Source organism: Marinitoga sp. 1135 (assembly GCF_013363245.1).
Lineage (GTDB): Bacteria > Thermotogota > Thermotogae > Petrotogales > Petrotogaceae > Marinitoga > Marinitoga piezophila.
Window position 1 is genome coordinate 222025 of sequence record NZ_LBEZ01000001.1, and the last position, 25069, is coordinate 247093.

At 27.9% G+C, this 25069-nt stretch carries 27 protein-coding genes; 20 read left to right on the top strand and 7 right to left on the bottom strand.

The genetic code is table 11. The features are described from left to right. Position 1: 1 nt before the first annotated feature. Together tgt and XO10_RS01195 are read right to left on the bottom strand one after the other, a co-directional pair. On the bottom strand, positions 2 to 1123 hold the full coding sequence (tgt, locus tag XO10_RS01190) for a tRNA guanosine(34) transglycosylase Tgt (protein WP_014295699.1): 1122 nt from the start codon (positions 1121 to 1123) through the stop codon (positions 2 to 4). Positions 1124 to 1134: 11 nt separating this feature from the next. After that, on the bottom strand, positions 1135 to 1740 hold the full coding sequence (locus XO10_RS01195; RefSeq protein WP_175421031.1) for a cyclodeaminase/cyclohydrolase family protein: 606 nt from the start codon (positions 1738 to 1740) through the stop codon (positions 1135 to 1137). A 132-nt stretch (positions 1741 to 1872) separates the two neighbouring features. On the opposite strand from XO10_RS01195, the gene XO10_RS01200 reads away from it, so the two are divergent. From XO10_RS01200 to XO10_RS01245, 10 genes are read left to right on the top strand one after another with little or no spacing between them, the layout of a single operon-like run. Continuing rightward, positions 1873 to 2685 (top strand): purine-nucleoside phosphorylase, encoded by an 813-nt coding sequence (locus XO10_RS01200; RefSeq protein WP_075780132.1) that lies wholly within the window; start codon positions 1873 to 1875, stop codon positions 2683 to 2685. A 9-nt stretch (positions 2686 to 2694) separates the two neighbouring features. Next, a complete protein-coding gene (locus XO10_RS01205) occupies positions 2695 to 3672 on the top strand; it encodes a bifunctional oligoribonuclease/PAP phosphatase NrnA (RefSeq protein ID WP_014295702.1) in 978 nt (325 codons plus the stop codon). Next, a complete protein-coding gene (locus tag XO10_RS01210) occupies positions 3669 to 4091 on the top strand; it encodes a Na+/H+ antiporter subunit E (protein WP_014295703.1) in 423 nt (140 codons plus the stop codon). Before XO10_RS01205 ends, XO10_RS01210 begins: the two co-directional genes overlap by 4 nt. Next, the gene (locus XO10_RS01215; protein ID WP_014295704.1) at positions 4088 to 4348 is read left to right on the top strand and encodes a monovalent cation/H+ antiporter complex subunit F; all 261 of its coding nucleotides are present in this window, start codon (positions 4088 to 4090) and stop codon (positions 4346 to 4348) included. Before XO10_RS01210 ends, XO10_RS01215 begins: the two co-directional genes overlap by 4 nt. After that, on the top strand, positions 4341 to 4622 hold the full coding sequence (mnhG, locus tag XO10_RS01220; RefSeq protein WP_175421032.1) for a monovalent cation/H(+) antiporter subunit G: 282 nt from the start codon (positions 4341 to 4343) through the stop codon (positions 4620 to 4622). The genes XO10_RS01215 and mnhG overlap by 8 nt, the downstream gene beginning before the upstream one ends. Further along, complete coding sequence (locus XO10_RS01225) at positions 4615 to 5352, top strand: transporter substrate-binding domain-containing protein (protein ID WP_014295706.1); 738 nt, start codon at positions 4615 to 4617, stop codon at positions 5350 to 5352. Before mnhG ends, XO10_RS01225 begins: the two co-directional genes overlap by 8 nt. Next, complete coding sequence (locus XO10_RS01230) at positions 5349 to 6032, top strand: MnhB domain-containing protein (protein WP_014295707.1); 684 nt, start codon at positions 5349 to 5351, stop codon at positions 6030 to 6032. The genes XO10_RS01225 and XO10_RS01230 overlap by 4 nt, the downstream gene beginning before the upstream one ends. Beyond that, entirely contained in the window at positions 6032 to 6370 is a 339-nt protein-coding gene (locus XO10_RS01235; protein WP_014295708.1) for an NADH-quinone oxidoreductase subunit K, read from the top strand. Before XO10_RS01230 ends, XO10_RS01235 begins: the two co-directional genes overlap by 1 nt. Beyond that, positions 6370 to 7797 (top strand): complex I subunit 5 family protein, encoded by a 1428-nt coding sequence (locus tag XO10_RS01240; RefSeq protein ID WP_175421033.1) that lies wholly within the window; start codon positions 6370 to 6372, stop codon positions 7795 to 7797. The genes XO10_RS01235 and XO10_RS01240 overlap by 1 nt, the downstream gene beginning before the upstream one ends. Before the next feature lie 28 nt (positions 7798 to 7825). Continuing rightward, complete coding sequence (locus XO10_RS01245) at positions 7826 to 9679, top strand: PQQ-binding-like beta-propeller repeat protein (RefSeq protein ID WP_175421034.1); 1854 nt, start codon at positions 7826 to 7828, stop codon at positions 9677 to 9679. Positions 9680 to 9709: 30 nt separating this feature from the next. On the opposite strand, the gene XO10_RS01250 is transcribed toward XO10_RS01245, so the two are convergent. From XO10_RS01250 to XO10_RS01265, 4 genes are read right to left on the bottom strand one after another with little or no spacing between them, the layout of a single operon-like run. Next, positions 9710 to 10081 (bottom strand): hypothetical protein, encoded by a 372-nt coding sequence (locus XO10_RS01250; RefSeq protein ID WP_014295711.1) that lies wholly within the window; start codon positions 10079 to 10081, stop codon positions 9710 to 9712. Continuing rightward, positions 10078 to 12027: a ferrous iron transport protein B gene (gene feoB / locus XO10_RS01255; RefSeq protein ID WP_014295712.1), complete on the bottom strand. Its 1950-nt coding sequence runs from the start codon at positions 12025 to 12027 to the stop codon at positions 10078 to 10080. Before feoB ends, XO10_RS01250 begins: the two co-directional genes overlap by 4 nt. Positions 12028 to 12030: 3 nt before the next feature. Further along, positions 12031 to 12249 carry a hypothetical protein gene (locus XO10_RS01260; protein ID WP_175421035.1) on the bottom strand — a complete coding sequence of 73 codons (219 nt, stop codon included), beginning with the start codon at positions 12247 to 12249 and terminating at the stop codon, positions 12031 to 12033. Between the two features lie 16 nt (positions 12250 to 12265). Then, positions 12266 to 12721: a FeoA family protein gene (locus XO10_RS01265; RefSeq protein WP_014295714.1), complete on the bottom strand. Its 456-nt coding sequence runs from the start codon at positions 12719 to 12721 to the stop codon at positions 12266 to 12268. A gap of 392 nt (positions 12722 to 13113) precedes the next feature. Here XO10_RS01265 and XO10_RS01270 point away from each other — a divergent pair, with 392 nt between their 5' ends. Genes XO10_RS01270 through XO10_RS01295 form a run of 6 tightly spaced genes read left to right on the top strand, consistent with a single transcriptional unit; the run spans position 13114 to position 20152 of the window. After that, on the top strand, positions 13114 to 15750 hold the full coding sequence (locus tag XO10_RS01270; protein WP_075780138.1) for an O-antigen ligase family protein: 2637 nt from the start codon (positions 13114 to 13116) through the stop codon (positions 15748 to 15750). Next, positions 15747 to 16001 (top strand): hypothetical protein, encoded by a 255-nt coding sequence (locus XO10_RS01275; RefSeq protein ID WP_014295716.1) that lies wholly within the window; start codon positions 15747 to 15749, stop codon positions 15999 to 16001. The genes XO10_RS01270 and XO10_RS01275 overlap by 4 nt, the downstream gene beginning before the upstream one ends. Beyond that, positions 15998 to 16873 (top strand): DegV family protein, encoded by an 876-nt coding sequence (locus XO10_RS01280; protein WP_014295717.1) that lies wholly within the window; start codon positions 15998 to 16000, stop codon positions 16871 to 16873. The genes XO10_RS01275 and XO10_RS01280 overlap by 4 nt, the downstream gene beginning before the upstream one ends. Beyond that, positions 16873 to 19215 carry an ATP-dependent DNA helicase RecG gene (recG, locus tag XO10_RS01285; RefSeq protein ID WP_075780139.1) on the top strand — a complete coding sequence of 781 codons (2343 nt, stop codon included), beginning with the start codon at positions 16873 to 16875 and terminating at the stop codon, positions 19213 to 19215. Before XO10_RS01280 ends, recG begins: the two co-directional genes overlap by 1 nt. 11 nt (positions 19216 to 19226) lie before the next feature. Next, positions 19227 to 19775: a 16S rRNA (guanine(966)-N(2))-methyltransferase RsmD gene (gene rsmD / locus XO10_RS01290; RefSeq protein WP_014295719.1), complete on the top strand. Its 549-nt coding sequence runs from the start codon at positions 19227 to 19229 to the stop codon at positions 19773 to 19775. Next, positions 19775 to 20152, top strand: a complete 378-nt coding sequence (locus XO10_RS01295) for a late competence development ComFB family protein (RefSeq protein WP_014295720.1) — start codon at positions 19775 to 19777, stop codon at positions 20150 to 20152. Before rsmD ends, XO10_RS01295 begins: the two co-directional genes overlap by 1 nt. Here XO10_RS01295 and XO10_RS01300 read toward each other — a convergent pair whose 3' ends face one another. Then, on the bottom strand, positions 20153 to 20713 hold the full coding sequence (locus XO10_RS01300) for a hypothetical protein (protein WP_075780140.1): 561 nt from the start codon (positions 20711 to 20713) through the stop codon (positions 20153 to 20155). A gap of 81 nt (positions 20714 to 20794) precedes the next feature. Between XO10_RS01300 and XO10_RS01305 the strand changes: the two genes are divergently transcribed. The 4 genes from XO10_RS01305 to XO10_RS01320 are packed head-to-tail and all read left to right on the top strand — an operon-like array spanning position 20795 to position 25067. Beyond that, complete coding sequence (locus XO10_RS01305; RefSeq protein WP_175418034.1) at positions 20795 to 22834, top strand: CBS domain-containing protein; 2040 nt, start codon at positions 20795 to 20797, stop codon at positions 22832 to 22834. Further along, entirely contained in the window at positions 22827 to 23159 is a 333-nt protein-coding gene (locus XO10_RS01310) for a hypothetical protein (RefSeq protein WP_014295723.1), read from the top strand. Before XO10_RS01305 ends, XO10_RS01310 begins: the two co-directional genes overlap by 8 nt. Next, positions 23146 to 23712 (top strand): DUF4416 family protein, encoded by a 567-nt coding sequence (locus tag XO10_RS01315; RefSeq protein ID WP_014295724.1) that lies wholly within the window; start codon positions 23146 to 23148, stop codon positions 23710 to 23712. Before XO10_RS01310 ends, XO10_RS01315 begins: the two co-directional genes overlap by 14 nt. Further along, positions 23709 to 25067, top strand: coding sequence for a hypothetical protein (locus tag XO10_RS01320; RefSeq protein ID WP_175421036.1), 1359 nt, complete (start codon positions 23709 to 23711; stop codon positions 25065 to 25067). The genes XO10_RS01315 and XO10_RS01320 overlap by 4 nt, the downstream gene beginning before the upstream one ends. Positions 25068 to 25069: the final 2 nt, after the last annotated feature.

Here is a 25069-nt window from a genome sequence, read left to right on the forward strand (position 1 = left end):
ATTAATAAACATTATTTGGATTTGATAAAAATTCTTCTTTAAATTCGAGAAATCTATCTTCTTCTATAGCTTTTCGTACCTCTTTTACAAAATTAATAAGGAATCTAAGGTTATGAATACTCAATAATATCTTACCAAGTATTTCATCTTTTCTTATGAGGTGGTGAATATAACCTCTTGTATGGTTTTGACATGCATAACAATCACATTTGTTGTCTATTGGTTCAGTTGAATATTTCCATTTTCCTGCTTTTAAATTCACCTTTCCTTCCCAGGTCATAGCAGTTCCATGCCTTCCCATTCTTGTTGGAAGAACACAATCAAACATGTCCATGCCATTTTCAACAGACATTAATATTATTAAAGGTGTTCCAATTCCCATTATATATCGAGGCTTATCTTCAGGTAATTTTGGTCCTGAATGTTTTAATATTCTTTCGGTTTCAGAATAATGTTCTCCAACAGACAATCCTCCAAGTGCAAAACCGTCAAAATCAATTGAAGTAATCTGTTTTAAGCTTCTATCCCTTAAATCTTCATGGAATCCACCCTGAACTATTCCAAATAAAGCCTGGTCTTTTTTAGTATGAGCTTTATATGAACGCTTAGCCCATTCAAAAGTCCTATCTACTGATTCTTCAACATATTTTCTTTCAGCACCAGCTTCCACGCATTCATCAAAAGCCATGGCAATATTTGAACCTATTGTCATTTGAATTTCCATAGATAATTCAGGAGTCATCATAATTTTCGAGCCATCAAGCGGTGATCTAAATAGCACCCCTTCATCAGAAATCTTTCTGTCTCGTAAAGAAAATACCTGAAATCCACCGCTATCAGTTAATATTGGTCTATCCCAATTCATAAATTTGTGTAATCCACCAGCATTTTTAAGCACTTCTAATCCCGGTCTCAAAAATAAATGAAAAGCATTTCCAAGTATTATCTCTGCTTCAATATCTTTTAAATCTGAGTTTTTTAAGGCTTTTACTGTTCCGTTAGTTCCAACAGGCATAAATACTGGTGTTTCAATTATCCCATTTGGTGTATATATTCTTCCTCTTCGTGCATTACTGTGTTTATCTTTGTGTAATAATTCATATTTTAAAGGTCCTTCAAGCATCAAAAATCCTCCTATAATTTAATATTTTTCTCTTCAAATAATTCTCTAATTTTCTTTACTAATCCATCAGTTTCAGTAGTAAATTCATTGATATCTTCAATTAATTCTTTTTTATATTCTTCATCTGATAAATATTGTATATTATCTTTTACCAGGATTAGACCTGATTGTAACGTAGCCCAGGCATAATATCCTGTTATGATAGCATCTGAAAGTAAATTTTGGTTTCCATATTTTGCAATATTGTATGAATTATTTAAAATTTCATAGCCGCATTTTGCAATTTTATAAGCTGTTTCTATACCATTTCGTACAGCAATATTTATTTTTTCTTTATCCTTTGATTTAAAGGCATCTTTTATCCCTTGATATGCATTCATATCTTCTTCAGCAAGTTCAATAAGCCTTTCTTTGCATTTTAAAAAGTTTTCCAGAGATTTTTCAATAATTGGTTGAAAATCTTCAAGTCCTTTTTTCTTTAATGAATATTTTGACACCATTATTCCCAACGATGCAGCAATTGCTCCGCAAACGCCAGCCATTGCTCCTCCGCCAGGTGTAGGAGTTTTGGCGCTTAAATCATCAAGAAACTCTATTATTTTTTTTTCATTTAACATAATTTCACCTCCATAATGGAATGTTTTCTAATAGTATTATATCAAAAATAAATTTTTATATAGTAAAATCGCCATATTTTTGTGATAAAATTTAAGTAAAGACTAAAACGAATATGAAAGGGAGGAATTTATATGTATAAGAAAATTCAGGAAGCAGCAGAATATATTAAATCAAAATCAGATATTAAACCGGTAATTGGATTAATTTTAGGATCTGGATTAGGATATATCGCTGACGAAATTGAAGATCCTATTATTATTGATTATAAGGATATTCCGCATTTTCCACAGTCTACAGTAAAGGGTCATGCAGGAAAAATGGTTATTGGCATGTTAGAAGGAAAACCTGTTATTACTTTAAAAGGAAGATTTCATGCATATGAAGGTCATGAGTTAAGTAAATTGGTATTTCCAATTTATGTTTTTAAAGAACTAGGCGTTGAAGGACTTGTGTTAACTAATGCTGCAGGTGGAGTTAATAGAACATATAATCCTGGAGATATTGTAGCTAATACAAGTTTTATAAATTTCACATTTAAGAATCCATTAATTGGTCCAAATATTGACGAAATGGGTCCAAGATTTCCATCAATGGCAACACCAATTGATAGAAAATGGCTTGATAAAATTGAAAAAGGTGCTGAAGAAAAGAAAATAAAGATTCAGGAAGGAACATATTGCTGGATGTTAGGTCCATCTTATGAATCACCTGCAGAAATAAAGATGCTTGAAAAATTAGAAGGTGATCTTGTTGGTATGTCAACAATGCCGGAAATTATTGCTGCAAATCACTGTGGCATAAAAGCTGTTGCTTTTTCTGCAGTAACTAATATGGCAGCAGGTATTTTGCCTCAGCCACTTAATCATAAGGAAGTTATGGAAGTTGCTGAAAGAATAAAACATAAATTTGCTAAAGTTGTAAAAATAGCAATTAAGACGTTTTGAGGTGATTGGATGTTGAGAAATATAGAAGCTATAGTTGGTGAAATAGAAAAAGCAAAAAATATTCTTGTTGTTGGACATATTATGCCAGATGGTGATGATATATCATCAGTATTATCAATGGTTATTGCTTTGGAAAGATTAGGAAAGAATGTAAGAGGGGTTATTGATTATGAAATCCCAGCGTATCTTGAAGAATTTCCAGGAGTTAAGGATAAAATAAAATCATATGATTGTATAAAAGAATTTCCAGCTGAATTAATTATTTCAGTGGATGCTTCTTCGCCTGACAGAATAGGTAGGGTCTATGACCATTTTAAGTTTGCAAGAAGTATAGTAATTGATCATCATGCAACTAATACATATTTTGGAAATATTAATTGGGTTGAAATGTATGGTGCAACTGCACAGATGGTTATGAGAATAAATAAAATGTTAGGTGTTGAGTATGATAAAGAATTGGCAACTGCAAATTTATTAGGAATTGCTACAGACACAGGATTTTTTAAATACTCAAATACTGATGCAACAGTTTTTGAAGATGTTGCATGGCTTGTTGGAAAAGGTGGAGATATTGCATTTATAAGTAATATGATTCTTGAAAATAGACCTCTTGAACATATACTTTTATATAAAGATTTCCTTGATGTAATGAAATTGGATTATAACAATACAATTGCATATTCACATATTACATTGGATATGTTAAAAAAATATGATATTAAACCAAAGGATTCACCATCATTTGTTGGGGATTTAAGATCCATAAAAGGCGTAGAAGTGGCTATTACATTTACCGAAGCTGAAGAAAATGAGTTTCATGTTAGTATGAGATCAAAATCATGGTTTGATGTTTCAAAAGTTGCTGTACATTTTGGTGGCGGTGGCCACCCAAGAGCTGCTGGGTTTAGTATAAATACAGATAATATTGAAAAAACTGAACAAGAGGTTATTGATACAATAAAAAAATTAATGGAGAGTTATAAATGATATACTTATTTATATTATTTCTCTGGTTAGGGTTTATAGGATCATTAAATGATATATCCATATCTCTTGGAATAATTATTTCTATTGCTGTTGTGAAAATTTCTGAATATTTTCTAAAAGAAGAAATTAAAGGAGTTGTAGAATTATTTATATCAGCCATTGGCAGAATTATTCAGATGTATAAAACAACATTCAAAATGTTACCTTTTCTAATAAAAAAAAGTTATACTGGGCTTGTTCCAGTAGATGTAAATAATAAAACTGATTCTGAGAAAGCTGCTATAGCAAATTGCATTACCCTAACACCGGGAACAATGTTTATTTTTGAAGAGAATAATCATTTAATAATCCATAAAGTTGATAAATCACCCGATGAAGCACACAATCCAAACAATGTATGGAAGGGTGAACTGTTTTGATATTTATAATTCTGGATATATTAATTTTAATTTCTTTGATATTAATGATAATAAAACTTATACTCGGTCCCACAGCGTGGGATCGAGTTTTAGCATTTGCTTCAATGTCATCTAAAATTTCTATATTATCTATTGTTTATGCAATAAATAAACAGTTTTATGTAATGATTGATATAATTATAATCTTTTTGGTATTAAATTTATGGGGAGTTGTAATTATCTCAAGGTTTCTTGAACGGAGTGGGAAAAATGATTAGCAATATATTGCTTATTCTTGGCGGGATATTAATATTATTGGGAAGTATAGGAATGCTAAACCAAAAAGATTTATATACGCGAATTCAATTTGCAGGTATTGCAGATACTGTAGGAACTTTTACAGTACTAATAGGTTTTGCTTTAAAGTATCAGGACGAAATATTCCGTTTTTTAATTATAAGTATTTTAATATTATTAATAGGTCCCGTATTATCTCATGCAATTGCTCACAGTGCTGCACAAAATAAGGTTAAGGTGAGAGATAATGATTGAAATTGTACTTTTGACTTCTTTACTAATTCTTGCAATTATGATGTTTTTTGTGAAAAAATATATTAAAGCAATCCTGATATATGCATCATTTGGAACGATTTTATCGGGTGTTTTTTTTGTTTTTAATGCACCTGATGTTGCTGCAGTTCAAATGACTATAGGTTCTGCATTTATAATCTTTGTCTATATTATCGCAATAAAAACAAGGTCTAAAATTAGAGTTGGGTATATAGAAGCGCCGTATTTAATTGAAGAAATTGATGGAAAACTAACGGGTTTTGAAAAGGAACTCATTGAAAATTTCTCTGAAAATTCTTTTTTTGATGTAGAATATGTAAAGATGGATAAAAATAGCCTTTTGGAAAATATAAAAAAAGAACGTTTGGATATGATAATTGGCGGGATAAGTATTGAAAATCCCAAAAAATTAAAATTATTGTTTTCCAAAGAATATCTTCCAACAAAATTATTTATAGTCAATGAAGAAATACCAGAAGAATTTAAAATGCTTTTTTCAGATTTTGAAAATAAAAATTTGATGGATTACTTAAGATTAAAAGCTTATTTGAGAAAAGAGAAAAATATTTCTCCAGAAGAATATAAAAGCTCAGGTTATATAGCACTATTTCCAAAAAATAATAAAGCGTTAAAGGATGAATTTAACAGGTTTTTAAAAGGTTTCCTATCTTCAAAAGAATATGAAAATATAATCCGGAGGAATCTGGGATGAAAAAATTATTTCTTTCTTTATTATCACTTGGCTTATTCTTTTATATTTTAATAGTTGAAGTTCCTCATGAGTTTATAAAAAATCAATATTATGGAATTAACGTTTTAAATGAAAACGGATCTTTGAATATTGTGTCTGCAATAGTTTTAGATTATAGATTTTATGATACTTTCTTTGAAATTCTTGTTTTTACAGTTACTATAATTGGAATTTCATATTTTATGAAATTCTTTGGAAAAAGTGAATATGAATTTTCCGAACCATCTGTTGTGTTAAAAGTCTTTTCACCTGTTATGTTTCCAATAACACTTCTTCTTGGTTTTTATAATACATTTACAGGTCATTTATACCCTGGTGGAGGATTTAATTCTGGAATTATTTTAGGAACAGGCGTTCTTTCATTGGCATTGGTAAAAAAATATGAGGATATTGAAGAAGTATTTGAAAAATCTCATATTGAAGAAATAAAAGTCTTAGTGCCGCTTTTTATAATTATATATGCAGTAATTGGAAAGATTTTTTTTGGTGAATATTTTATAAACTTTTTCCCAAAATTTGAACCAGGTTCGCTTTTCAGTGGTGGAAGTGCTATAATGTTAAATTCTTTTATTGCTTTTGAGGTTTTTGGTGGCTCCTGGACAATATTATATCAGTTTATAAAACATAGGGGGCTGTTGTAATGAGTTATATATATATAATATTTTCATTTATAATAATTATATTAGGATTATTGGGAATTATTATAAAAAAAGACTTAATAATTAAATTATTTTTTTTAAGTATCTTTCAATCTGGTGTTTTGTTGTTTTTTACCTTTGTAGCCTATGATGAAAATATACCTATAATATCTCAGCAAATTAGGGAAAATTTCTCAGATCCGTTAATACATTCGTTTTTATTAACGGTTATTGTTATTGGTTTTGCCACAATCTCACTTTCTCTTGTTTATATTATGATACTTGCAGAAAAATTTAAAACTCATAATGTTGAAATTATAGAAGAGGAGTTAGAAAAATAATGGCTATTTTATTGATTTTATTTCCTGTATCAATGGGAATTATAGCATATCTTTCCAGACATCACCATCAAAAAATTGGTTATATAACCTATGCTTTTCTTATTACATTAAATACGTATTTAATGTTCTTTGGAAAAGAAGAAAGAATATTTCCAGGTGGTTGGAATAGATTTAACGGAATAGAAATCTATTTTCCGAGAGAAATGTATGTTGTTGCCTTCTTTTTCAATATTATGATGTTTATAATATATTGGCGTTCAGCAAGACGTCATGATAATATCTTTACGGCACTCTGGCTTATTATAAATGGTACGCTCATTGGTATATTAACCTCAGAAGATTTTTTTAATACATATGTTCATTTAGAATTAATTTCAATATCTTCATTTTTGCTAATTGGAATAGGAAGAAATGAAAGAAGGATATGGGCAAGTTTAAAATATATGTTTTTGAGTTATATTGGATTAACCTTTTATTTAATAGGAGTTGGTCTAATATATGCACAAACTGGAAGCTTGAATTTACATATAGCATTTTCAAAAGAACCAAATCCTTTAGCTGTTTCACTTATTGTTACTGGATTGTTAGTTAAAAGCGGTATGATTTTTTTATCTGCATGGTTACCAACAGCACATTCTGAAGCTTCTTCTGAAATTTCCGCGGTTTTATCAGGTTACATTGCACCAATTGGAACTTATGTAATATATTCTTTTGCTTTATATGACGGATTTTATAATGAAATAAAAGAAATTTTATTAATTTATGGTTTTATTTCTTTAATTATTGGTGGTATTTTAGCTTTTCTGGAAAATGATGCCAAAAGGATACTTGCATATTCGACGATATCTCAAATGGGATTAGCAATGATAATTATAGCTGAAAAGAAAGAACTTTTTATTCCGTTTTTTATTATGCATATGATATATAAATCTTTAGCTTTTTACAATGTTGGAAGAATTTATGAAAAAACGCATATTCGTAGTATAATATTATTGAGAGATGTAAATAATTACGATATAAATAAAATGCTGGCTATATTCAGTATTTTTGGTTTATCAGGAATTTTTCCATCACATGGATTTTTTGTAAAAGAAAGTATAGGTATCCATGGGGATTTAAAGATATTATTGTATATATCAGCATTTACAACAGCGATGTATTCAATAAAAATAATAAATGCTTTAAAACTATCAAAAAAAATATATTATTCAACTATATTAATTTCTATTATTCCATTAATTGGAATTGTTGAATATCATTTTACCAAACTTGATTTAGTTATTTCCATTACAGCTTTAATATTTTCACTTGCTGTTTCCAATTTGAAAACGAAATCATTATCTATTAAATTAAATTATCTGGAAAACTCTTTGATATTGCAGATTTTTTCAATTGTTATTGGTTATTATATAATAAAATTAATATAAAGTGAGGGAGAGAAAGGAGGAAGTTTATGTGAAAAAGTTTTTTGTATTGTTTTTGACTATGTTATTTATGGGGATGGGGTATGGAGCATTACTAAAGTCTGTTGATGGAAATACTGTTACAACAGAAATCATTGAAATAAAAGATGGCGTTGTAAAAATGAAAGTTTTTAATCAGATAATGACAGTAATGCTTGATAATGTTTTATATATTTCTTTTGATGAAAAAACAACGTCTGATTATGGAGTAATTGTTGATGATAAAATTTTTGAAGGTAAATTAACGTCATATGCTTCTGGAACAGCTAATATTCAAATGAACATCGGTGAGTTAATATTAAACGATGTTTCAAAGCTAAAGTTTGTAAATGTTGCACATCCAGAGGTTCCAGATGTTGAATGGACAAGAAAAGAACAGCCCACTAACTTTGAAATAACATTAGGGGATAATTATACTGAAATTAAAGGTAATATATTTGAAGCTAAAGATAATCAATTGTTTTTGAATATTCCTGTTTTAGGGCAAGGTGCTCTTGATTTATCAGTAATAAAAAGTATTTCATATCCGAAATATGAATTTAAAAAACCATATACTCTAAAACTTTATAATGGTTATGAATTTAAATATGAAAAACTCATAAAAAAGGTAAATGATTATTATTTCTTTGATGTTGGTTATGGAACTTTGAGTTTATTAAATAATGCTATTTACGGATTTTCTGGAGGTATGGAAAAACCTGAAAGCAAATATACATATTTTGTATTGCAAAATGGAATGAAATTTTTTGGAGATATTACAGGTAGTGATGAAGCTAATATAAATGTAACAAGCATTTTTGGAGAACATACAATTTCAAAGGATTCAATTTTAACCTATGCAAAAATACCTGACGAAAATACAATGGTTGTTCTTTCAAAGGATGGAATATTATATGGAAATTATACAAAAGAAAACAGAAAAATCTCATTTAAACCGCAGAACAAAAGCGATATAGATTTAATAGATGTTGTTTCAGAAAAAACTACAGAAAACGTTTTGAAAAATCCTGAAATAAATTGGGATCTAAAAAGCAATGTAATAGGTAAAGCTATAGCTTTAAGTAAATATAATCTTCTTGCTTATGGAAATGACAAAATGGTTATGATTGTATCAGATATAACCAATGAAGGTTTTGATAGTTACAATCACGATAATAAAATCACGGCACTTGCTTTTGATGATGAAGATCAGTTATTATATTCTGGTGATGAAAAAGGTATATTAAATGTTTATAATCTTACTACAAAGAAGATTGATTATACCTTTAATTTTAAAAACGGCATAACCTATTTAACTGCAAAAAATAAAATGGTATATGTAGCTTTAAAAAATGGCAATTTATATGTAATTACCGGAACAGAGAAAAAGCTCCTTGTTGATTTAAAAGAAGAAATAACAAAAGTTAGTGTAAATGACAGAGCTATCTATATTTCAACATTAGATGGTATGGTTTCTAAAATTGATAAATTTAATGGTAAGTTAATCTGGAAGGTTAAATTCAATAATACAATTACAGATATCTTATTGTTAAAAAATGACAAATATCTTATTGCAGCAGAATTTGATGGAAAAATTTCTATAATAAATATTGAAGATGGAAATGTTTTAACTTCCTTTAAATCATTTGAAGGTGTGTATAACGTTTCACCATCTCTTTTGAAAAAATATTTTATTGTTTCCGGTAAAGGCGGTAATGTGGAAATATGGAATAGTGTAAATTTGAATAAAGTTTATAGTTTTAACTTAAAATACGATATAAAATATGCTTTAGTTGATAAAACAGGAGATGTGATTTTCTTACTTGGAAAGGATTCTGTAAAATCAATGAAAATATTTCAATATTAAAAATAGCTCCCATCAGGGAGCTATTTTTAATTATATATTTTTTCCAGCTTTTTTTAGATAATTAATTTCATATACCATAACTAAAATCATAAATAAACTAAAAACAAAAATGTCAATTTTAAATATAGGAGGATTCTCCTGACTTGTATAAACTGCAAGCCATCCAAATATGTATTTTAATATCTCATATATCCCTATTAAAACAGAAATAATACCACTAACGATAATATGTGCGGAACGATGATACCATATATTTTTTATATCTTCCCAAAATCCAAAAAAAGCTATTAATGATACAGTAATATAGGAAAGGAAAATGAAATTATCGTATGAAAAATTTATATAACCCATTATTAAAGACATAATTCCTATTATAATGAGCAATAATCGTTTGTTTTTCATAATATAAAACCTCCAATCCAATATACAAGATTGGCAAGGCCATAAGCTACCAATAATGTATAAAATAATTCAAAGAACATCCATTTCCAGCTATTTGTTTCTTGTTTAATTACACTAAGTGTAGCAAAGCATGGAATATATGTCAATACAAAGAATATTAAAGCTAAAGCTGAACGTTCTGTTAAAATAGTTCTCAAAGCATATGAAATTCCGTCTTCTCCAACGTTTAATATGGTCATATATGATGATGCAACAACTTCTTTTGCAACAGCTCCGAATAATAAGGAAATATTTGTTTGCCAATTCCATCCTAAGTGCATTGTTATAGGTTCAAAGAATTTACCAAGCATTGCTGCATATGAATTAGCTATATCATTATTATTTGGAAAATAAGATAAAAGCCAGATAAAAATAGTTGCGATTAATATAATTCCTCCAGCTTTTTCAAGGAAATGTTTTCCTCTATTCCATGAATATAAAGCAAGATTTCTAAATGTAGGCATTCTAAAACGTGGCAATTCTATTGTAAATGGAACTTCTTCACCACGGATAAAGAAGATTTGTAATATTTTAGCTGAAATTAAAACTAATAAAATACTGGTAATATATACAGAAAGCAATATAAATGCAGCATTTTTATCGAAAAAGGCGCTTATTAAAAGTATAAATACAGGTAATCTTGCTGAACATGAAGCAAATGGGATACTTAAAATTAAAGCCATTCTTTCTTTCTTATTGGCAATAGTTTTTGTTGACATTATTGCCGGAACACTACATCCAAATCCTAAAATTATTGACATAAAAGAACGTCCGCTAAGACCGAATTTTCTAACCAGTTTATCAACAAGAAATGCGGCACGAGGTAAATACCCAGATTCTTCTAAAAATCCCATAAAGAAAAATAGCACGAAAAGTTGTGGGATAAATACTAAAACTCCGCCAACTCCACCGATAATTCCATCTACAATCAATGAATTTAACCATGGAATTTGAATCTTACCATCAATTAAGTTCCCTAATGCGCTAAATCCCATATCAATTAGATCAGAAAGAGGACTGGCAATATTAAAGGTTAAAGAAAATACAAAATACAATGCAATAACATAAATTAATAACCCTAAAACTTTATGTGTCATTACATGATCTAAAATGTCTCTCATTGCCCAGCTTCTACCTTCTTCAACGACAGCGCTGTTTATAAGAGAAGAGATAAATTTAAATTTCCAGTTCATGAATTCTGATTTTAATTTATTCATATCGAATTTTTTGTTAATATGTTCTATTAACTCTTCAGGATAATGAAAGTTTTTATTTCCAAATTCAAGATAGTATATTGCCAACCATCTTGAATCATATGAATTTAACATGGAATATTTTTTCACTTCATTTATAAATTCGTTTATGTACTCATTGATTTTATCTGTATAAAGAAAATTTTTCGCAGGAACATGTTTTGTTTCAGCAGTTTTATGAATTTCTTCAAGTAATTTATCAATACCAATATTTTTCTTCGCAGAAGTTAAAATTACGGGGATATTCAATGTTTTTGAAATAAATGAAGGATTTATAACCTTTCCTTTTGCTTCAGCTTCATCAATTGAATTTATTGCCAGAACAACCGGTAAATTCATTTCTAAAATCTGAGTCAAAAGATACATTGAACGTTCAAGGTTTAATGCATCAGCAACAACGACTACAGCATCAGGAGATTCATTTATTAAATAATCACGTGCAACCTTTTCATCGTCACTTTGGGCTGAAAGCGTATAAATACCGGGTAAGTCAACTAATTTAAAGTTGTGTCCCATGTATTTAAATGAACCAACCTTTTTTTCTACAGTAACTCCAGGCCAATTGGCAATATACTGCCTACTTCCAGTAATAATATTAAATATAGAGGTTTTACCTACATTTGGATTACCTATTATGGCTATTTCAAAAGTCATATCTTACCCTCCACAACTTTTTTTATTGCAAAAACCTTTTAAAGGACAACTTTCACAGGTTAAGTTCATTGATTCAAAAGTGTTTATTTTGACACCGTTTGATAATAAAAAAGGATAAATAATGTTCCAATCACTATCAGAAAGATTAAAATATCTTTTTATATCATCAGTAGATACATTTTCCTGTTGACTATTAATATACTCCATTATTTCGTTTACCATTATTCCACCAGCTTTATTATCTGATTTTTCTGAGAATTATTTTTCTCGACCTTCCTTTACCAAATCCTATTTTTTTACCATTTGCATTAATTAAAACCTTTCCATAATTATTGCTTAAAACCTGAATTTTACTGCCTATAGTAATACCTGTCTTCTCCAATTCTTTTTTTAATAACATTCCGCCTTTAATCATAAAAACTTCATACATTCCAGGACGTGCCTCATCTAAAGTAATATATTCTTCAGTAACATCAACAAAAATACGCTGAGCTTCGCTTTTTCTTATCATGATTTTATTATCTTCAATTTTAAATACCATTGGGTCACCAAATGGTGATTCATGAACATAAGTTATTTTCTTACCAGGCAATACCCCCATGGCAATAAATCTTTCCTTTATTGAATCTTCAAAATCGAGCCTTACAATTATTCCATCCATTCCTATTATTAAACTGCTTAATGGTATTATCATGACGAATTCCTCCTACATAGAATATAAAAACAAAATCAAAAAGTGTTGTGATATTTTTCATTACTATTATACTCTAAATCTGTTAAAAAGAGTCAGAATTAGAGCAAAGGTATTATTACCTATAAAGAATAAAAAATATTTTTTTATCTTTTACCGCAAAAAATCTTTCTTGAAAAAACAAATTCTTTTCTAAATAAAATTTATTTTTACATATTATTATTTTTTATTAACATATAATTTTGCAGCTAACCGATGAGATAATTAAATGACAAAAATTTAATATAACCAGGCATATTATATAACATTTTTATTGATTTTAGATGTAAGTATTTATAATTTTTGTGGTATGATAAAATGGTAAAGATAAAGATAATTACGGAGGAGGAAGTAGTATGAATGTCAGGTCAAAGTATCCAGCTGATATTATGGCAATGGGAGTTTTCTTTTTAGTATTACCATTTTTAATGGTGCCATCATGGGTTTATGAGTATTCAACACAAAAACATCTCGTTTTTGCTCTTTTTTATACCGCTATGTTTTTTGTTTATTTGTTCAAGCTTAATAAAGAAAAATATGAAATTTCTTATTCTCTAAATCACATATATTTCTCGTTATTTGGTCTGGCGTCTGTTTTTTCTTTGATAAACGTATTTATACAAAATAAATATTATTTCAGATATTCTTTTGAAGTAGCTTTATATATCTCAATAATTGTTTTTGTATCCTATATTTTAACAAATAGATTTGGAAAAGACTTCAAATTTATTGAAGATGCGCTGTTTATATTCTTAATAACTGGTTTTATCATTGGCGTAGATGGATTATTAAATAAATTTTTCGGATATGATATATTTTTTGGGAAATATGGTGATCCTTCCCAGAGAATAACCTTAAGAACAACAATAGGAAATCCAAATTTTGTTTCAGACTACATGGGACAAATGATTCCAATAGGAATATATTTTGCATTATCAAAAAACTCTTCTCTTTTAAAAAGAGTCTTTAGTATTATCTCAATATTTGTTATGTTCTGGGTATTATTATTTGCACAAACACGTTCAATTTATTTATCTTTTTTCCTTGGAATGGCAATATTTGCAATATTCTTTTCAATTAGTTTTTTAAAAAATAAAAACGATGAAGATATTAATTATATAAAAAGCAAAAAGTTTTTAATTCCGATGATTTTAATTATTCTTATAATTTCCTTTTTATTAATTATGTTCAATATTCCATCACCATTTAACAAGGGTGGGGAAGTTGTTGCAGCAAAGAGATTCGAAGCAATTACATCGGTATCTTCATGGGATGAAAGAACTTTATCCTGGCTTGCTGCTGTTGAACAGTGGAAAGACCCAAATCATCTATTAAATAGATTTATAGGTGGAGGAATTGTCACTTATCCTGTTTATGCTGTAAGATATATGGCTGATATTCAGGCAAGAAACCCTGAAAAATTTTATTATGCATGGAACAATTTTAAAAGAGCTCATAATGATTACTTACAGGTTTTAGGTGAAACGGGTTTATTTGGTTTTATAGCAATAATGTTATTATTATTTGGTTTAATAACTGTTTTCTTTAAAAGAGTTTTTAATATTAAAGACTTCAATAAACTTTTAATGTTCAATTTATTTGCATGGTCACTTACAATTATAGCAATTCATAGTGCAACTGAATTCCCAATGCATTTACATCCAAATATAATGTCCGCATTGTTTATTATTTCTGTAGCTGTTTCAGAACAGTTTGGAGAAACAAAAAAAGTATCAATTTCTTCTAAAACATTAAAGAGTGTATTTGTTGTATTTTTTATAATTGGAATTCTTGTATCATTTTTAAAAATCAATTCTACAGCGGCAGAAATCTACTTTAAAACCGCCAATGCAGAATATATGAAAATTGATGCTTATCAAAATGTAGTTAAAAACCAAATTCCAAATATAATAAATCAAATTGATACTCAAATAAGTAAATTAAAAAATTATAAAGTATCAAATCCGCTTGAATTACAAAAGATTTCTTCAGAAATACAGAAACTGGAAGATGAAAAGAAAAAATATCTAAATACAAAAAGAGAATATGAAAATAAAGCTTTTGAATCATATAAAAAAGCAAAAGAATATTTCTTAAAATCATTAAAAGCTAATCCAGCATTTGGAAAATCTGGATTTTATCTTGCGCAGTTACTTGCAAAAACGCCATATAGGTTAATGGAAATTGATTATAACAAATTAACTGATTATATGGATATGAAATATCCTGAATATGATTTTATGCTTAAAAAATTCGAAGGCGCATTAGACTTAATGCCGTATTCTTCATCTCAGATTAGATTTACTATAAAAAATCTTTATTTATTACTTAAAGAAAAAACAAACGGAAATCCAGAAGTATTACAGGCACTTGCATATATACAAAGTTTACAGGATGAAATTGATCAATTAAAAAGTAATTATACATCTTTTAATGAAAAAAATGCGTATAGATTAATTTCAAAATTAAATGTTATCATTTTCCAGAATTTAAATAATCTAGAACGATATTTTAATGAAGATAAAAACATTGTTGAAGAGATAGAAAAGTTAAAAAAGCATTACTATACTCAATTTGTGTATTGGTATGATAAAACAATTGAAATACTGCCAGGAGGATGGAATAGATTTCCTGAATGGGAAGATGTATATACCGAATACATGAAAATAATGTTTAACTTTAATGGCTATATAGGTATGGAAAAAACAATAAATAATATTTTAAAAATAGCCGAAAAAGAAGCAAAAGCAGATTATTATATGATGAAAAAAACAAGAGGAATACCTGATAAATCTTTTGCATTTTTTGAAGATCTCTATTTTTATCTAAAGTCAAATGGTAATTCGGAATTGGCAATAAAATTAGCGGAACATGTAACAAAATTTTATTCAGAAGTTTATAATTATAATTTACTATATTTAGAGAGATATCCTGATACACGTTATAAATCCAGAATAGAAAATTTTAAAAGGGTGTATGAATTTTTAAAATGAGATTGGCAATAATTCTTTTAACAATAATTATAGTCATAAATTCAATAACTTTCTATTTCTATTTAAATGTTAGACAGCGTGAAAATCTAAAATCAAAATATAATATTTTTGATGCATATTTAAAAGTAAGATTTTATGATAAATTACTCATGTTTATGAACAATCATTCAGAAATAAAAGAAGTAAAAATAAATAATTTGATTTTTAAACGAGAGGGTAATTATATAGTCGTAGAGGAGGAACAAAAATGAAAAGGGCAATAATCGTAGATTCAGGATGTTCTCCGACACCTGACTGGATTGAAAAATATAATCTGAAATTTATGGGAATGAAGGTATATATTGATGGAAAAGAATATACTGATGGTGTAGATCTTTCAAAAGAAAAATTTTATGATTTAGTAGAAGGTGCTGAAGAAATTCATACCGCTCAACCATCCTTAAAGGAAATAATGAATATTTATGAGTCATTAAAAGAAGAGGGATATGATGAAATTGTTGATATTCATTTTTCATCGAAAATGTCAGGGTTATACAACACTGCTAATATGGCAAAAAATATGCTCAATGATATTAATCTAAAAATTGTTGACACCAAAATGGTTTCAATAGGAGCTTCTCTTGTTGCGAGAAGAATTGTTGAACTCTTAAATGAAGGAAGAGAATTTGAAGAAGTTAACGAATTAATTCCGAAAATTATAGATAATACATTTATGGAATTTTCTGTCCCAACATTAAAATATCTTATTAAAAATGGAAGGATTGGAAAAGCAGCAGGGATGGCAGGAACTTTATTAAAAATAATTCCAGTATTAACTGTTGAAGATGCTGAAATTACTCCGTTAGCTAAGGTTAGAGGTTTAAATAAAGCATATAAAACTATGTCTGAATCATTGTTTGAATTTATAAAAAATAAACCTTATAACATTAAAATATATAAAATACACGGATTTGAAAGCAATAAAGAACAGGAAGAAAAAGTGTTTAACATGTTTATGGACAAATTCCAAACACTTGGCTATGATTACGAACTAATTGAAGGTAGAATATGGCCAACAGTAGCATGTCATAGTGGTCCGGAAGTATTCGGGCTTGCAGTATATGGGGAGGAAAAACCCTTATAATGAATATAGAAGACTTTTTTAACGGTCTCGAAGCTAAATTAAAAGATGCTTTAAAAGAAAAACTAAAATGGGAATATTTATTTAAAGAGTTATATAAATATTCCGCCAATTATATAAACATAATAGAACAGGAGAAGGGCCTAAAAGAAAAAATAGGCTCTTTTCTTGGTTATTATAAACCTATAGCTAATCTTTCAGATGAAAGGCGTATAAAAAGAGCTTTAAATGGTTTAGAACTAATAGAAAAATTGAAATATGAATATCTAATTGATTCACCAGAAAAACCATATAAAGATATGCCATTAGCTACAGATATTAAATTTATCAAAGGTGTCGGCAATAAACGTGCAAAAATATTAAGAGAATTTGGTATTAATTCAATTGAAGATACATTTTATTTTTTCCCGAGAGATTATGAAGATAGAAGAGAAATTAAACGTATTATTGATTGTTATCATGGTCAAAATTGTCTTGTTGTTGGTAATATAGTAAATTTTGAAGAAAAAAATATAGGAAGTTTAAGAATATTATCATATGCTCTTGAAGATAAAGATGGGAGTGTTTTAATTCTTACATGGTTTAATCAGGAATATATAAAAAAATTTATTCAAGTTGGATTAAAGGTTGCAGCCTATGGAACAGTTGAAGTGGAGTTTGGCAGGAAAACCATTAAAAATCCTGATTTTCAGATAATAACTTCTGAACAAGAAGTTCAAACTGGAATTCTTCCAGTATATCCTTTAAAAAGAGGTATATACCAAAACAATATGAGAAACATTTTTTCAGAAACAATTCCCTATGTAAATTATAAAGAAGAATTTATTCCTGAAGAAATCAAAAATAAATATAAATTAATAAGCTTATCCAGGCGAATAAAAGGGATACATTTTCCAAAGAGTTTTTTTCATTATGAAAAAGCCAAAGAAGCTTTAAAATATGAAGAGATTTTTTTATTTGAATTTTCAGTATTAATGAAAAAAAGATTAATTAAAGAAAAAATAGGTATATCTAAGAAAAATGAAGGGAAATTAATTGAAGAATTTAAAAAGATATTATCTTTTAAATTGACTAATGCTCAAAATAAGGTTTTTAATGAAATAAGAAAAGATATGGATTCCAAAGAACCTATGAACAGACTATTACAAGGAGATGTTGGTTCAGGAAAAACTGTAGTTTCAGAAATGGCATTATTATACAATTATGAAAGTGGTTTTCAGGGAGCAGTGATGGTACCAACCTCTGTACTCGCTAAACAACAATTTTTAAAAATTAAAAAACATATGGAGAATTTTGGGATTAACGTGGAATTATTATTGGGTGAAACAAAAAATTCTGAGAAAAAAATTATTAAAGAAAAATTAAAAAATGGTGAAATAGATATTTTGATAGGAACACATGCATTAATTCAGGAAGATGTAGAATTTAAAAACCTTGGTCTTGTTGTAATTGACGAACAACATCGTTTTGGAGTAAAACAGCGTTTAAGCTTAATAAATAAAGGGGTAATGCCTGATATCTTATTTATGACAGCTACCCCAATTCCCCGAACGCTCGCCATGACATTGTATGGAGATCTTGATGTTTCAATAATTGATGAAATGCCATCTGGAAGGAAGAAAGTTAAAACAGTTTATGCAACAGAAGAAAAAATAAATGAAATATATAAATTTATAGAAGATGAATTAAAACAAAAACACCAGGTTTTCTTTATATATCCGCTAATTGAAGAATCTGAAGCAATAGATTTAAAAGCCGCAACGGAAATGTATGAAGTATTAAATGAAAGATTTAAAAAATATGGTGTTGAACTATTACATGGTAAAATGAAATCACAGGAAAAAAACGATATTATGGAACGATTTTCCAAAAAAGAATTCTTAATCCTTGTTTCTACAACAGTTGTGGAAGTTGGTGTTGATATTCCAGATGCTACCGTAATTGTTATAGAACATGCAGAACGTTTTGGTCTATCACAATTGCATCAATTAAGAGGAAGAGTTGGAAGAAGTAATAAGCAGGCTTACTGTTTCCTTGTTGTTAGCAAAAAAACAGCTTCTGAAACACGAGAACGCTTAAGAAAATTTGCTCAAACAACAAATGGATTTGAAGTTTCAGAAATGGATCTGCAATGGAGAGGGCCTGGAAAATTCTTTGGCACTGAGCAGCATGGATTACCAGATTTTAAATTTCCTGATATATTAAGCAATCCAGAACTTATAAACACAGCAAGAAAAGATGCTAATGAAATATTGTCCAAAGATCCCGATTTAATAAAATATCCTGCATTAAGAGAAGAAATATATAAACGATATGGGAAAAAATTAAAAATGTTAGAAGCGTAGGTGAAAAAGATATGTTATCAATAGAAAGTGGAAGTTTAAGAGGAAAAAAAGTAATGACTGTTAATGATAAAAGAACACGTTATACACCGGCAAATGTAAGAAGAGCTATATTTAATTTTGTTGATGTGGAAGATATGAAATCTCTTGAAATATTCGGAGGTTCAGGAATAGTTACTTTCGAATTTTTAAGTTCAGGAGCCACAGATGCAACTATTATTGAAGCATCTAAAAAAGCCTGTTCTACTATATTAAAAAATGCAAGGAATTTAGGAGTTAAAGACAAAATAAATTTAATATGTTCTGATTTTAGAAATGCTATTGCAAAATTAACAGAAAAATACGATATAATATTTATGGATCCACCTTTTCAAATGGGACTTGCAGATGAAGCAATGAAAAAAATTAGTGAAAACTCTAATATATATGATGAAGATACTTTAATCATAGTTGAACATTCAAAAAGAGAAGAAATTTCAGAAAAATATGGTGAACTTGCAGTATATAAGGTGTATAATTATGGTGATATAAAACTAACATTATTTACAATGGGGGGAAAATGATGATTATTGAAAAGTATCATATTACTAATGTAATGGAACATATAGTTGAAGAAATAACCAATGAAATGTTTGCGATGCCAAATATCGATATGTGTATATGCGACAGATGTAGAGCCGATGTTATTGCACTGGCATTAAACCATCTGCATCCAAAATATGTAGTCACTGAAAAAGGTAGATTATATTCAGAATTGCAAAATTACACATTCCAGACAAGAGCGGAAGTATTAACAGAAGTATTAAAAGCCATGGAAAAGGTAAAAGAACATCCTTCACACCCTAAAGAAGAATCTATATATAGAAATGAAGAAAATATAGATCTTGACGAACTTGAAAAGCATTTTGAAAATATAAGTAATAACAAAAAAAATAAATAATTAAAAATACGCAGAAAAAATCATACCTAAAATAGACTCATTCTGGGAAATGATTGTATTTCCCAATTTCATCATTATTAATTGATTTTCTAAAGAACGAATTTTTTCTTCTAATTCAGATTTTATAATTGGATCAGTTTCACTTTGTGCATAATTTTTCAAACGTTTTATTAACATTTCCATTTCCAGGAGTTTTTTATCCTTATTTTTTGTAGGATTTAAAGAATTTTTTTCATCTTTATCACTTTCGGGATTTAATGGATTGGAATTATCCGGATCTAACGTATCATCAGATTTTTTATAAGCAACTTTTACTTCTGTTTTTCCAGCAACAGCAGCCAGAAAGGCACCTCGCTTTTCCATATCAAGCGAGATTTTGCTATAAATTATATACCCGCCGTTTTTTGCGGCTTCTGCTTTAAAACGTACTAAATTTGAAGTTTCTTGGGAAAGAACACGTAAAATACTCAATGATGCAGGTGCTCCCGTTGAAAGACCAGGTTCTCCGGGATCAAGTTTATATCCAAGAATTGGATTTACAGCATCAGGATTTATTCGCATATTTTCAACTCCTAAGTTGAAAACTCTAATACTTTAGAATAAACATATACTTAAAAAGTTCAAATAAAGAGAGATGGGAAGATGGACAAAATAATTGATGAATTGAAGAAAAATTCACAGATAATTAAATTTAACTCTTATAATGTGTTTTTCTCATATATTGAGAAAACGCTAAATAATTATATAGATAAGTATGTAAATTCAGAAATTTTTGGAATTTATGATATTTACATAATTTTTATTATTGAAACTCATGAAAAAATAAAAGTTATAATAAAATCTGCAAATTCGGATATAGATATCAATAAATTAAAGAAATACTATAAAATAGATATGTTATCCCATAATATGATTTCATTTGAAAGCTCAATAAAATCACCGGATATTCTTTTGAAAGAAATCTTAAATAACATAGATAATATCTGTATTCCAAAAATTAGAGCACAAGACATTATGTCTTCACCTGTAAGAACAGTATTATCAGAAGAACCAATAGAAAAGATATATAAACTTATGATACAAACTGGACATAGCGGATTTCCAATTATTGAAAAAAATGAATTAATTGGAATTGTTACCAAAAAAGATGTTGAAAAAGCTATAAACCATGGTCTTGAAAAAGAGCCTATAAAAAAAATAATGTCAAAAAAGATAATTTCCGTTTCACCTGAAACCTCTATTGAAAAAATTAGAGAAATAATGGCGGAAAATGGAATAGGAAGAATTCTTGTTTTAAATAAAGAGAATCTTCTTATAGGAATAATTACAAGAAGCGATTTAATAAAAGGGAAATTTTTTCACAAATCACCTGCAAAAATAATAATTGACTATACCAATACTCTTCATAAAAAAAATATTTTAAAAAAGATGTTAGAGATTATAGAACCAAAATATCTAAATCTTTTAAGATTACTCGGAATATATGGAGCAGAACTTAACTTTCCAGTATATGTAGTTGGAGGTTTTGTAAGAGATTTATTATTGGGAAAAAAGAATTACGATATTGATATAGTTATTGAAGGTGATGGATTAAAGTATGCAAAATACGTATCTAAAAACCTTAGAACAACATTTGTTGAACATAAAGAGTTCCATACAGGTTCATTATTCTTTAAAGATGGATTTAGAATAGATATTGCAACTGCACGTGTTGAATATTATGAAAAACCTGCTGATTTACCAAAAGTTGAAATAAGTACAATAAAAAAAGATCTTTACAGGCGTGACTTTTCAATAAATGCAATGGCTATAAAATTAAATCCAGAAGAATTTGGTGTATTATTTGATTTCTTTGGATGTCAAAATGATTTAGAAAATGGCATAATAAGGATTTTATATAATTTAAGTTTTATTGAAGATCCAACAAGGATTTTAAGAGCAATACGTTTTGAAAGAAGATTTAATTTTAAAATAGAAGAAAGAACACTTGAATTAATGAAAGAAGCTATAAACAATAATTATATTGAAAAAGTTACCGGAATGCGTTTGAGAGAAGAATTAGAAAAAATATTATCTGAAAAAAATGTAATAGATTCTATTATTGAAATGGGAGAATTATCAATATTTGATCATTTATTCTGGCATTCAAAATATAAAAAAGAAAAAGTAGAACGCTTTAAAAAAATACTTAAATTTAAAAAATGGTTTGAAAATAAATGTAATATAAAAAATAAGAAAATTAAGGATTTCCATATATTCTTATATAGCTATTTAGCCTGCGAAAATGGAGAGGCGGCGATATATGCAACTGAAAGATATGGGTTGCCAAAGAAATTTATAAATAACCTGAACAGATTAAACATCATAATAGAAAAGTTTAAAACTTTGCCATTTAAATGGAAAAATTCGGATTTTTATAATATTTTAGGAGATATAGATGATGAATTGAAGATTGTGATTTCTGGTTTTTTAACCAGTAAGGAAATGGAGGAAAAATATATAAAATATCTTAAGGCCATTTCAAATTTAGAATTAAAAATTACAGGAAAAGATATCATAAAAAAAGGTATTTCAGGAAAAAAAGTCGGAGAAATATTAGAATATATAAAAATCAAAAAACTTGATGGTGAAATTCAAGATGAAAAAGAATTTTTGGAACGTTTGGTGATATCAAATGAATGAATATAAAATATACATGAGTATATCAGCTTTTATCATTATCGTTTCACTGATTTTAGCTGTTAAAATACTTCAAAACTCAGCAGATTTAATATATATTGCTTCATCTCAAAAAATTCCAGTGGAAATTACAAATAATGGAACAAAAACTGTTTTTATAAACGATGAAATCTTAAAACCTGGAAATACAAAAAACCTAATAATAGGGAAAAATGAAAAATTTATTATTAAAGACAATTATGGAATAATTACTGTAAAAACTTACGATAAAATATATAAAATTAAACTCAAAAAATTTGAGGTGGTGGTCGAAGATGGGAAAAATTAAAGATATTGATAGAGTTAATTATGTCATACACTTCTTTTCAGCTGGTAATACCGATTACTGGTTATATACTGAGGGAGTATATAATGAACTTGTAAAACATTTTGGAGAAATAGATTATATTTCAGATGAAATTGACTTTCAAAAATATACATATTATTACAATATGGAAATGGGGCAAAACGTTAAAATAAAGGCGCGAATGATAAGTTTTAAAAACCTATATTCGCCTGGATTTCTTGCAGAAGCTAAAACAATAACAAATGATATAGAAAAAAAATATTCTGTTGATGGAAAAAGAAAGGTAAATCTTGATATTGGTTATGTTCATCATATGCAATTTGTTTTAGCGAGTACTAAACCATGGGGTAATAGAATATATTTATCCAAAGGAATTTATGCCGAAATAACCTTAATGTATGTATATGAACAATGGAAGGCTTTTGACCATTCTTATCAAAATTTTAAAGATAAAGAATACCAGGAAGAATTAACAAAAATAAGAAATCTATATCTTGAAAAAAGAAAAAAATGGCTGGCAGGGAAGATTAGATGAAGAAAATAGTATTAATATTTTTTATAGCAATCTTAAATACTATATTATTTAGTTCCGCAAAATTACTTTTTCCTGGAACAATCGAATATTATTATCAAAAATCGTTAAACATGTATGCCGGTATTCAATATACCGGTTTTCCTTTATTATACAAAAATGATTCAGAATACAAATCTTCAATTTTATTTAAAATACCCCTGGGTTACGAAAAAAGATTAGAAAATACAGTAATATTTGATGGTGGAGGATATTCTACCCTTGAAAAAGATGAAATATTTTTTAGTGATATGTATAAGGAATATTATTCATGGTTGGATTTTGGCTTTGAATTCTATCATAATAAAAATTTATATGCACAATTTATTGTTGATTTTAAAGAAGGGAATTCGCCTTACTTTAAATATAAAAGCATGAACATTTATGATATATACAAAGATGCATCAATCTTAACTCGAACAACTCTAGACACACCATCTCTTAGTTATCTCAGTTTAAACGAAAAAAAATGGAGCATGGTACTTGGACGTACTCCTATATCATTAGGTCCTTTAAAAAACTCACTTTTAATATCAGATGCATCTAAATACTATGAAAATATAAATTTTAAAGTAAAATTGCCTGATATTACCTGTAATTCCATATTAATTTCAATGCAGCCAATGATGACAAAAACGGAATACGAAAAACAATTTTCAACAGATGCAACACTTGCCTTTAAAGAAGTATGGGTAAACAGAATAGATTATGAAAGTTACGCAATAAACATAGGACTTTCAACCTTAGGATTATATGGTGGAGAAATTCCATCTACACCATTTGATGTAAAAAATGCTTTAGCAGGTATTGACATTCAATATCAAAAAATGCCTTTTAGATTGTACTTTCAAGATGCATATAATCCTATAAAACAAAAAAATAGTTACGGATATGGTGTGGAAATATTATTAAAACCTTTAAAAGAACTATTTATTTCAGGACAATACGAATATTATTCTGTAGATGCTGGAATATACGAAGACGATATTCCATATAATAGATTATACAACCGTTCACTTGAAATAATAAATGACCCGGGAGCAAGATATTTTTATGATTATCCCCTTGGATTTAAATATGATGAAAATTCAAAAGCAACTTCCATTTCAGGATATATTTCTTCAAAAAACTGGTTATTATACTATGAAAATGAATTTGGGACATCTTTTGGTGAAGAATTTAAAGTACAAAAAATAAAAGGGATAATAAACATACCTTTAATTGAAAATCTTGAATTTAAATATATTAATATGGAATACGGCGATGAAAGATACAATATATATTCAATATTTACAACAATACCACTTAAATTAAAATAATA

What these genes read in the sequence shown, in the direction of transcription:
- recG (WP_075780139.1), top strand. Translation starts at nt 16,873, where the DNA reads ATGAATATAGAAGACTTTTTTAACGGTCTCGAAGCTAAATTAAAAGAT.
- rsmD (WP_014295719.1), top strand. Translation starts at nt 19,227, where the DNA reads ATGTTATCAATAGAAAGTGGAAGTTTAAGAGGAAAAAAAGTAATGACT.
- XO10_RS01275 (WP_014295716.1), top strand. Translation starts at nt 15,747, where the DNA reads ATGAGATTGGCAATAATTCTTTTAACAATAATTATAGTCATAAATTCA.
- XO10_RS01310 (WP_014295723.1), top strand. Translation starts at nt 22,827, where the DNA reads ATGAATGAATATAAAATATACATGAGTATATCAGCTTTTATCATTATC.
- XO10_RS01205 (WP_014295702.1), top strand. Translation starts at nt 2,695, where the DNA reads ATGTTGAGAAATATAGAAGCTATAGTTGGTGAAATAGAAAAAGCAAAA.
- XO10_RS01195 (WP_175421031.1), bottom strand. Translation starts at nt 1,740, where the DNA reads ATGTTAAATGAAAAAAAAATAATAGAGTTTCTTGATGATTTAAGCGCC.
- XO10_RS01295 (WP_014295720.1), top strand. Translation starts at nt 19,775, where the DNA reads ATGATTATTGAAAAGTATCATATTACTAATGTAATGGAACATATAGTT.
- XO10_RS01300 (WP_075780140.1), bottom strand. Translation starts at nt 20,713, where the DNA reads ATGCGAATAAATCCTGATGCTGTAAATCCAATTCTTGGATATAAACTT.
- XO10_RS01210 (WP_014295703.1), top strand. Translation starts at nt 3,669, where the DNA reads ATGATATACTTATTTATATTATTTCTCTGGTTAGGGTTTATAGGATCA.
- XO10_RS01315 (WP_014295724.1), top strand. Translation starts at nt 23,146, where the DNA reads ATGGGAAAAATTAAAGATATTGATAGAGTTAATTATGTCATACACTTC.
- XO10_RS01280 (WP_014295717.1), top strand. Translation starts at nt 15,998, where the DNA reads ATGAAAAGGGCAATAATCGTAGATTCAGGATGTTCTCCGACACCTGAC.
- XO10_RS01265 (WP_014295714.1), bottom strand. Translation starts at nt 12,721, where the DNA reads ATGATAATACCATTAAGCAGTTTAATAATAGGAATGGATGGAATAATT.
- feoB (WP_014295712.1), bottom strand. Translation starts at nt 12,027, where the DNA reads ATGACTTTTGAAATAGCCATAATAGGTAATCCAAATGTAGGTAAAACC.
- XO10_RS01230 (WP_014295707.1), top strand. Translation starts at nt 5,349, where the DNA reads ATGAAAAAATTATTTCTTTCTTTATTATCACTTGGCTTATTCTTTTAT.
- XO10_RS01240 (WP_175421033.1), top strand. Translation starts at nt 6,370, where the DNA reads ATGGCTATTTTATTGATTTTATTTCCTGTATCAATGGGAATTATAGCA.
- XO10_RS01305 (WP_175418034.1), top strand. Translation starts at nt 20,795, where the DNA reads ATGGACAAAATAATTGATGAATTGAAGAAAAATTCACAGATAATTAAA.
- XO10_RS01250 (WP_014295711.1), bottom strand. Translation starts at nt 10,081, where the DNA reads ATGAAAAACAAACGATTATTGCTCATTATAATAGGAATTATGTCTTTA.
- XO10_RS01235 (WP_014295708.1), top strand. Translation starts at nt 6,032, where the DNA reads ATGAGTTATATATATATAATATTTTCATTTATAATAATTATATTAGGA.
- XO10_RS01260 (WP_175421035.1), bottom strand. Translation starts at nt 12,249, where the DNA reads ATGGTAAACGAAATAATGGAGTATATTAATAGTCAACAGGAAAATGTA.
- XO10_RS01270 (WP_075780138.1), top strand. Translation starts at nt 13,114, where the DNA reads ATGAATGTCAGGTCAAAGTATCCAGCTGATATTATGGCAATGGGAGTT.
- XO10_RS01200 (WP_075780132.1), top strand. Translation starts at nt 1,873, where the DNA reads ATGTATAAGAAAATTCAGGAAGCAGCAGAATATATTAAATCAAAATCA.
- XO10_RS01225 (WP_014295706.1), top strand. Translation starts at nt 4,615, where the DNA reads ATGATTGAAATTGTACTTTTGACTTCTTTACTAATTCTTGCAATTATG.
- tgt (WP_014295699.1), bottom strand. Translation starts at nt 1,123, where the DNA reads ATGCTTGAAGGACCTTTAAAATATGAATTATTACACAAAGATAAACAC.
- XO10_RS01320 (WP_175421036.1), top strand. Translation starts at nt 23,709, where the DNA reads ATGAAGAAAATAGTATTAATATTTTTTATAGCAATCTTAAATACTATA.
- mnhG (WP_175421032.1), top strand. Translation starts at nt 4,341, where the DNA reads ATGATTAGCAATATATTGCTTATTCTTGGCGGGATATTAATATTATTG.